Genomic DNA, 6,729 nt, shown 5'->3' with positions numbered 1-6,729 from the left:
CCATGAAGTGATCGAAGGCCTCGCGACCCATCGGCCAAGCCTCTCTCCCCCGGTCCAGACTGACCAGGGTGCGCGCGACCTGCAGCTGTGCGTCCGCGATCACGTGAGCGGGTGCATGGAACTGCCACAGGTCCTTCAGGCGGTCTTGGAGCGTCTGGAGATGTGACTCGAGAGACGCATTCTGGGCGCTGCGGTTGAGGATGGAATCGGCAGCCGTGTCCGCGATCTGTGTGGCGAGGAGGTCGAATTGTTTCATGCCTGCGTCCCGTCGTCCGCTGTCAACGGATCAGACCGCTGAAGGCAGCCTCGAGGCGATCCTCCCAGTTTTCGGGCGTATCGGGGTAGGGCGGTTTGACGTCCATCCGGAAGAAGCGCTCGCCGGAATGCGCGACTGCCTGGACCAGCGGGATGAGCTCGTCGAACGACGCGATGTCTTGGTTGGAGACCAGAATGTCACTGAGCTTTAGCATGGTTTACCGCAACCGCTCCCTTGTCGTGTGCCTGAAGAGTGCCAGCCGCCCGGTTGTCACAGGTGTGCCGCCGGGTCGCCATCGAGGGACGGTGGACGACCGTCCTCTCCTGATTCGGTTCTGATACGATCGAGGTAGCGAACCCGGTAGAGTAGGCGTCGTTGCGAGGCGTCGACTTCGTCCTCGAAACCGGATCGGCAATGCAAGACGTTGTTGGAGAGGAGGCCTTCCCCGGGACCCAACCTGCAGGTGAAGGTGAAGACATCTGGTCGGGAAAACAACCGATCCAATGCACGTCGTGCGGCATCGGTCTCCGGCGTGTCGCGCCAGCGCACGTGACGGGTGCGCGCCGAGTAGCGCATGTGGAGACGTCCCTCGCGGACCGAGAACACCGGCCCGACGCTCTCGGGCCGGATGGTGCGACCGTCGTGGACATGCGCCGGGATAGTGAGCGCGCGCGGGTGGGAGAGCGCAATGATGTGGTGCGGGGCGTCGTCACGAAGCCGGATGTAGGCGATCTCATGATCGATCAGGCCGTTCTCGCCGCCCACCCGGGAGGGCCGGACGCAGAAGAGGGTCCAGGCCATGACCTGGGAGTCCGATCGGTTGTAGTAGCCATCGGTGTGCCAGCTCAGGGGGCGGTTCGTATAAGGAATGTAGTCGCTGCGAGCCGCAGGACTGACCGGATCCGCGCCGGATCGCCCTTGACGATCCGCAGCCAGCGGGGTGTCGGTGATGCTGCTGACAGCCTCGGCGTCGGCGAAGAGATTGGTGTCCGCTCGCCTGAGGCCCAGCGCCCGGCCGAACGACAGCACGGCTCGCTTGTCAACCTGGGCCGCCTCCACCTGAACGAGTACCATATTATAGAGCTCGATGGTGCGGATGAGCGCGGCCCGCTCCGCTTCCGTGGGTCGGTCGAGCCGTGCAACGGGGACGCGCAGCCGGGAGATCCCGGCGGGATAGGCCGAAAGCTTGCGGGCCCTCCATGCCAGGTAATCCGACTCTTGCGACAGATCAAAGGGGTCGTTCACAGCCCGGGCCTCGGTGCGTGAATGAGCAAGCATGAATATTAGTAAACGTTGACTTACCCGTCACCCCTGCGTAAAATTACCGGCCAATTTGCTCAAGCATGCATGCCGCGATAGATCTGGTAGGACACTCGCGGCGGCCAGCATCGAAGCCTCTATCCCAAAAGGGATAGGAGGTTGGTGGGCGGCCCTCCCGATCGTGGAATGGGCGCTGGTCGTAAGGCACGGTAGATTAGCGGATGCCGATGGGGTTCCGGTACGAACGATGACGGTACGCGCATTCGGTCTGGCCATGCGGGTCGCCTCGGCGGCTGGATAGGCCGCGGCCGGATCTGCGCCCACTCATCTTCGGCTGTGCGATCTGCCTTCGGGTATCCCAATCCCTTCACTGGTTCAATTGATCGGAGACACAGCGCAATGGCTATTGAGAAGCACAGTACACCGATGCTCGACCAGCTCGAAACCGGTCCTTGGCCGAGTTTCATTTCGGGCATCAAACGCCTCCGCGACGAGCACCCGGAGCCGCGTATCAATGCCATGACCAACGACCTCCTCGGCCAACTGGAGCATTCGTACGAGACACGAAAAGGCTATTGGAAAGGCGGCACAGTATCGGTCTATGGTTATGGCGGCGGGATCATTCCGCGCTTCTCCGAGGTCGGCAAAGCCTTTCCGTCGTCGAAGGAGTTCCATACCCTCCGCGTTCAGCCGCCGGCCGGCAACCACTATTCCACGAGCATGCTGCGCCAGCTGGCGGACAGCTGGGAGAAGTGGGGTTCGGGGCTGGTGACCTTCCACGGTCAGACCGGCAACATCATGTTCATCGGTACGGACACCAAGAATACACAGCACTTCTTTGACGAAATCAATGAATACGGCTGGGATCTCGGCGGCGCAGGGCCCTGCGTGCGCACGGCGATGTCCTGTGTCGGGGCAGCGCGTTGTGAGATGTCCTGCACAAACGAGCTGAAGGCGCACCGTGCGCTCGTCAATAATTTCGTCGACGACGTCCACCGCCCTGCATTGCCGTACAAGTTCAAGTTCAAGGTCTCCGGTTGCGCCAACGATTGCCAGAATGCGATCGAACGCTCCGACTTTGCCGTGCTGGGGACTTGGCGCGACGATATGAAGGTCGACCAAGCCGAGGTGAAGAATTACATCGCGGACAAAGGCCGTCAGTATTACATCGACAATGTCATCACGCGCTGTCCGACGCAGGCGCTGAGCCTGACCGACGACAACACCCTTGTCGTCAACAACCGCGACTGCGTGCGCTGTATGCACTGTCTCAACGTGATGCCCAAGGCGCTGCATCCCGGCGACGATAAGGGCGTGACCATCCTGATTGGCGGCAAGCGGACCCTCAAGATCGGCGACCTGATGGGCACCGTCGTGGTCCCCTTCAAGAAGCTCGAGACCGAGGAGGACTATGAGTCCATGGTCGAGCTGGCCGAGACCATCATCGATTTCTGGGCAGAGAACGGTCTCGAGCACGAGCGGTGCGGCGAGATGATCGAGCGCATCGGCCTGGCCAATTTCCTCGACGGCATCGGGATCGAGCCCGATCCGAATATGCTGGATCACCCGCGCCAGAGCTCGTACGTGCGTTTGGATGGTTGGGACGAGGCCGCGGAGGCCTGGTTCGAGCGCCAAGCCGAGGCCGGCAAGTAGCCTTCCGTCCCGGGCCGTCTCCACGTGCTGCAAGCTCGGTCGGGCCTGCAGCACAACGGCCGAACGATCCTGGCGAATCATTTAATATCTGACTGTTTGACTGGAGGAAAGGCGATGGCAGACATGCGTGAGCCGATCGAGTCCGGGTGTCCCGATCCCTGGCAATACATGCATCCGATGATGCGGAAGAACTTCGGCCAGTGGAAATATCACGAGCACCCTCGCCCCGGGGTCCTGCTCCACGTCGCTTACAGCGGCGACAAGATCTGGACGGTCAAGGCCGGCACTCAGCGCATCCTTGATGTCTTTACCTTGCGGAAGCTCTGCGACATCGGGGACCAGTACGCCGAGGGCTATGTCCACTTCACGCTCCGGTCCAACATCGAGTATATGGTGACCGACGAGGCCAAGGTCCAGCCCCTGATCGATGCCCTGGAGGATGCGGGTTTCGTGGTCGGCGGGACCCAAAACACGGTTGCGATGATCTCGCACACCCAGGGCTGGCTGCACTGCGACATCCCCGGCACCGATGCCTCCGGCGTGGTGAAGTCGATGATGGACGAGCTCATCGACGAGTTCCGCAACGCGACGATGCCCAACCGGGTGCACATCACCACCTCCTGCTGCCAGATCAACTGCGGTGGCCAGGGCGATATCGCGATCAACATCCAGCACACCAAACCGCCGAAGATCAACCACGATCTGGTGGCCAACGTCTGCGAGCGTCCCTCTGTCGTCGCCCGTTGCCCGGTGGCGGCGATTCGTCCGGCCATGGTGAACGGCAAGCCGTCGCTGGAAGTCGACGAGCGCAAGTGCATCTGCTGCGGCGCCTGCTTCCCTCCCTGCCCGCCCATGCAGATCAACGACGCCGAGCACAGCAAGCTGGCGATCTGGGTCGGCGGCAACCACTCCAACGCCCGCGGCAAGCCGACCTTCCAGAAGCTGGTCGCTGCCGGCATTCCCAACAATCCGCCGCGCTGGCCAGAGGCGACCGCGATCGTCAAGCGTATCCTCAAGGCGTACAAAGAGGGCGCGCGGGATTGGGAGCGGGTCAACGAGTGGATCGAGCGGATCGGCTGGCCGCGGTTCTTCGAAGAGGTCGAGCTGCCCTTCACCAAGTATCACATCGATACCTGGCGCGGCGCGCGAGCCAGCTTCAACAGCTCCTCCTATATCCGCTTCTAGGGGCGGGTTGAGGGACTGAACCCACAGTCATCGCAACCAGTCGAGAGGTCGACATGAAGTTCGCACTTCAGATCAACGAGGGACCCTATCAGCACCAGTCGTCCGATTCGGCATACTTCTTTGCCAAGGCGGCTCTGGAGAAGGGGCACGAGATCTTTCGGGTCTTCTTCTATCACGATGGTGTCAATAACTCGACGCGTCTGACGACGCCGCCGCAGGACGATCGTCATATCGTCAACCGCTGGGCGGAGTTGGCCGAACAACACGACCTCGATCTGGTGGTCTGCGTCGCCGCGGCCCAGCGCCGCGGCATCGTGGACGAGGGCGAGGCAAGCCGCAACGGTAAGGATGCCACCAATATCCATCCCAGGTTCCGCATTTCCGGACTCGGGCAATTGGTCGAGGCGGGCATTCAAGCCGACCGCCTCGTCGTCTTCGGTGACTAAGGGAGAGCAGCGATGTCGGAAGTCGTGAAGAAATTCATGTACCTCAACCGCAAGGCGCCGTATGGGACGATCTATGCCTGGGAGGCGCTCGAGGTCGTCTTGATCGGGGCGGCCTTCGATCAGGACGTCAGCGTGGTGTTCATCGACGACGGCGTCTATCAGCTAACGAAAGGGCAGGACACCAAGGGTATCGGCATGAAGAACTTCTCGCCGACGTACCGGACCCTGGGTGATTACGAGGTGAAAAAGATCTACGTGGATCGCGCGTCGCTCGAGGCGCGCGGTCTCTCTCAGGATGACCTGGTCGAGGTCGCCTGGGAAGACTTCGAGACCGAGGAGGAGATCGACAACATCGTCGAGGTGATCGATTCGGCCCGCGTGAGCGAGCTGATGAATGAATCCGATGTGATCTTCAGCTTCTAGGGGGAGCCATGAGTATTCTGCACACCGTCAACAAATCGCCCTTCGAGCGGAACGCCCTCGACTCCTGCCTCAAGTTTGCCACCGACGGGTCCGCCTTGCTGCTGTTTGAAGACGGCATCTACGCGGCCCTCAAGGGGACCAGCGTCGAGTCGCCGATGAGCGACGCGGTCGGCAGGCTGAAGGTCTATGTGCTCGGGCCCGACTTGAAGGCCCGCGGCTTCGCCGAAGATCGTATCGTCGAGGGTATCAGCGTCGTGGACTATGCTGGTTTCGTGGATCTCGCCGCGGAAAGCGACAAGGTCCAGGCCTGGTTGTAGTCTAAGTTGTCATACAAACCGATAGGAGCATTCAGATGTCAGACACGATCGAAGTCGACGGCAAACAGCTTGCTGTGGATGAGGAAGGTTACCTCGCCAACCTGAACGACTGGGTCCCGGGCGTCGCCAACGTGATGGCCGAGCAAGACAATCTCGAGCTGACCGACGAGCACTGGGACATCATCAACTTCCTGCGCGAGTACTACGAGGAGTATCAGATTGCTCCCGCCGTGCGTGTGCTCACCAAGGCTGTCGGCAAGAAGCTCGGTAAGGAGAAGGGAAACAGCAAGTACCTCTACAGCCTGTTCCCTTACGGCCCGGCGAAACAGGCGTGCCGTTTCGCCGGTCTGCCGAAGCCGACCGGCTGCGTCTGATCCCGGTCGTTACCGGGGGCCGGATCCTGTTCCGACCCGGCTTCCCGGTACTCCAACGATCCACTGAGGTAAGGGGCACATGTCGTTCCTGACGATGGTCTACGCCTATCTGTACTATTTCGCGGCCCTCGTTCTGGTGGTTGGTCTGGTCTACAAGGTCGTGCAGTATGCCCGCACCCCCGCGCCGCTGAAGATCCCGACCACGCCGGCACCAACCACCCGCACCGGCGTTGTGTTCCGCATGACGCGTGAGGTCGTCCTGTTCGAGAGCCTGTTTCGCGGCAACAAGTGGACCTGGATCTTCGGTTGGATCTTTCACTTCGGCCTCTTTCTCGTCACCTTGCGCCATCTGCGGTACTTCATCGAGCCCGTCTGGTTGCCGATCAAGCTCGTCCAGCCCTTCGGAGTCTACGGTGGAATGGCCATGGTCGTGGGCCTGGTCGGCCTGTGGTCGCGTCGATTCTTCGTTGATCGGGTCCGCTACATCTCCTCGCCGTCGGACCACTTGATTCTGGTGCTGCTGATCGCGATCGGGTGCAGCGGTCTCCTGATGAGGTTCGTTTTCCATACCGACGTGGTCGCGGTCAAATCGTTCTTTCTCGGACTCTACGCGTTCGACCCGCGGCCCTTGCCCAGCGATCCGATCCTGCTGCTGCACCTGCTGCTCGTGGCGATCCTGATGATCGTCTTTCCGTACAGTAAGCTGCTGCATGCGCCAGGACTCTTCTTCAGCCCCAGCCGTAATCAGGTCGACAACCCGCGCGAGCAGAGGCATGTCGCCCCGTGGGCGAAACGACTCGAGCAGGAATAGTCTC

Annotated in this window: 9 protein-coding genes and 1 pseudogene; 7 read left to right on the top strand and 3 right to left on the bottom strand. The window is 61.3% G+C overall.

The annotated features are described in order from the left end of the window. The 3 genes and pseudogenes from LJE61_RS11110 to LJE61_RS11100 form a co-directional block, all read right to left on the bottom strand. Positions 1-256: pseudogene (locus LJE61_RS11110) on the bottom strand (hypothetical protein); the annotation flags it as partial. Between the two features lie 22 nt (positions 257-278). Continuing rightward, the gene (locus LJE61_RS11105; RefSeq protein ID WP_296918406.1) at positions 279-470 is read right to left on the bottom strand and encodes a sulfur relay protein DsrC; all 192 of its coding nucleotides are present in this window, start codon (positions 468-470) and stop codon (positions 279-281) included. Positions 471-526: 56 nt separating this feature from the next. After that, positions 527-1,501 (bottom strand): TauD/TfdA family dioxygenase, encoded by a 975-nt coding sequence (locus LJE61_RS11100; RefSeq protein ID WP_296918404.1) that lies wholly within the window; start codon positions 1,499-1,501, stop codon positions 527-529. 414 nt (positions 1,502-1,915) lie between these two features. On the opposite strand from LJE61_RS11100, the gene dsrA reads away from it, so the two are divergent. The 7 genes from dsrA to LJE61_RS11065 all read left to right on the top strand — a co-directional run bounded on the left by dsrA (position 1,916) and on the right by LJE61_RS11065 (position 6,725). Beyond that, positions 1,916-3,169 carry a dissimilatory-type sulfite reductase subunit alpha gene (gene dsrA / locus LJE61_RS11095; RefSeq protein ID WP_296910201.1) on the top strand — a complete coding sequence of 418 codons (1,254 nt, stop codon included), beginning with the start codon at positions 1,916-1,918 and terminating at the stop codon, positions 3,167-3,169. 114 nt (positions 3,170-3,283) lie between these two features. Continuing rightward, positions 3,284-4,354: a dissimilatory-type sulfite reductase subunit beta gene (gene dsrB / locus LJE61_RS11090; protein ID WP_296910199.1), complete on the top strand. Its 1,071-nt coding sequence runs from the start codon at positions 3,284-3,286 to the stop codon at positions 4,352-4,354. Positions 4,355-4,407: 53 nt separating this feature from the next. After that, entirely contained in the window at positions 4,408-4,800 is a 393-nt protein-coding gene (tusD, locus tag LJE61_RS11085) for a sulfurtransferase complex subunit TusD (RefSeq protein ID WP_296910198.1), read from the top strand. Positions 4,801-4,812: 12 nt separating this feature from the next. After that, positions 4,813-5,223, top strand: coding sequence for a sulfurtransferase complex subunit TusC (gene tusC / locus LJE61_RS11080; protein WP_296910197.1), 411 nt, complete (start codon positions 4,813-4,815; stop codon positions 5,221-5,223). Between the two features lie 8 nt (positions 5,224-5,231). Then, positions 5,232-5,540: a sulfurtransferase complex subunit TusB gene (gene tusB, locus LJE61_RS11075; RefSeq protein WP_296910196.1), complete on the top strand. Its 309-nt coding sequence runs from the start codon at positions 5,232-5,234 to the stop codon at positions 5,538-5,540. Positions 5,541-5,575: 35 nt separating this feature from the next. After that, the gene (locus LJE61_RS11070; protein WP_296910195.1) at positions 5,576-5,914 is read left to right on the top strand and encodes a TusE/DsrC/DsvC family sulfur relay protein; all 339 of its coding nucleotides are present in this window, start codon (positions 5,576-5,578) and stop codon (positions 5,912-5,914) included. A gap of 79 nt (positions 5,915-5,993) precedes the next feature. After that, positions 5,994-6,725 carry a respiratory nitrate reductase subunit gamma gene (locus tag LJE61_RS11065; RefSeq protein WP_296910194.1) on the top strand — a complete coding sequence of 244 codons (732 nt, stop codon included), beginning with the start codon at positions 5,994-5,996 and terminating at the stop codon, positions 6,723-6,725. The last annotated feature ends 4 nt before the right edge of the window (positions 6,726-6,729 follow it).

Origin of the sequence: Thiocapsa sp. (assembly GCF_022340925.1) — a bacterium.
Classification (GTDB): Bacteria; Pseudomonadota; Gammaproteobacteria; order Chromatiales; family Chromatiaceae; genus Thiocapsa.
The sequence above is the reverse complement of the archived record's forward strand: the minus strand, read 5'-3'. Positions and strand labels throughout refer to the sequence as shown.

Coding starts and splice junctions, on each gene's coding strand:
- dsrA (WP_296910201.1), top strand. CDS start 1,916: ATGGCTATTGAGAAGCACAGTACACCGATGCTCGACCAGCTCGAAACC.
- LJE61_RS11065 (WP_296910194.1), top strand. CDS start 5,994: ATGTCGTTCCTGACGATGGTCTACGCCTATCTGTACTATTTCGCGGCC.
- LJE61_RS11070 (WP_296910195.1), top strand. CDS start 5,576: ATGTCAGACACGATCGAAGTCGACGGCAAACAGCTTGCTGTGGATGAG.
- LJE61_RS11105 (WP_296918406.1), bottom strand. CDS start 470: ATGCTAAAGCTCAGTGACATTCTGGTCTCCAACCAAGACATCGCGTCG.
- dsrB (WP_296910199.1), top strand. CDS start 3,284: ATGGCAGACATGCGTGAGCCGATCGAGTCCGGGTGTCCCGATCCCTGG.
- tusB (WP_296910196.1), top strand. CDS start 5,232: ATGAGTATTCTGCACACCGTCAACAAATCGCCCTTCGAGCGGAACGCC.
- tusC (WP_296910197.1), top strand. CDS start 4,813: ATGTCGGAAGTCGTGAAGAAATTCATGTACCTCAACCGCAAGGCGCCG.
- tusD (WP_296910198.1), top strand. CDS start 4,408: ATGAAGTTCGCACTTCAGATCAACGAGGGACCCTATCAGCACCAGTCG.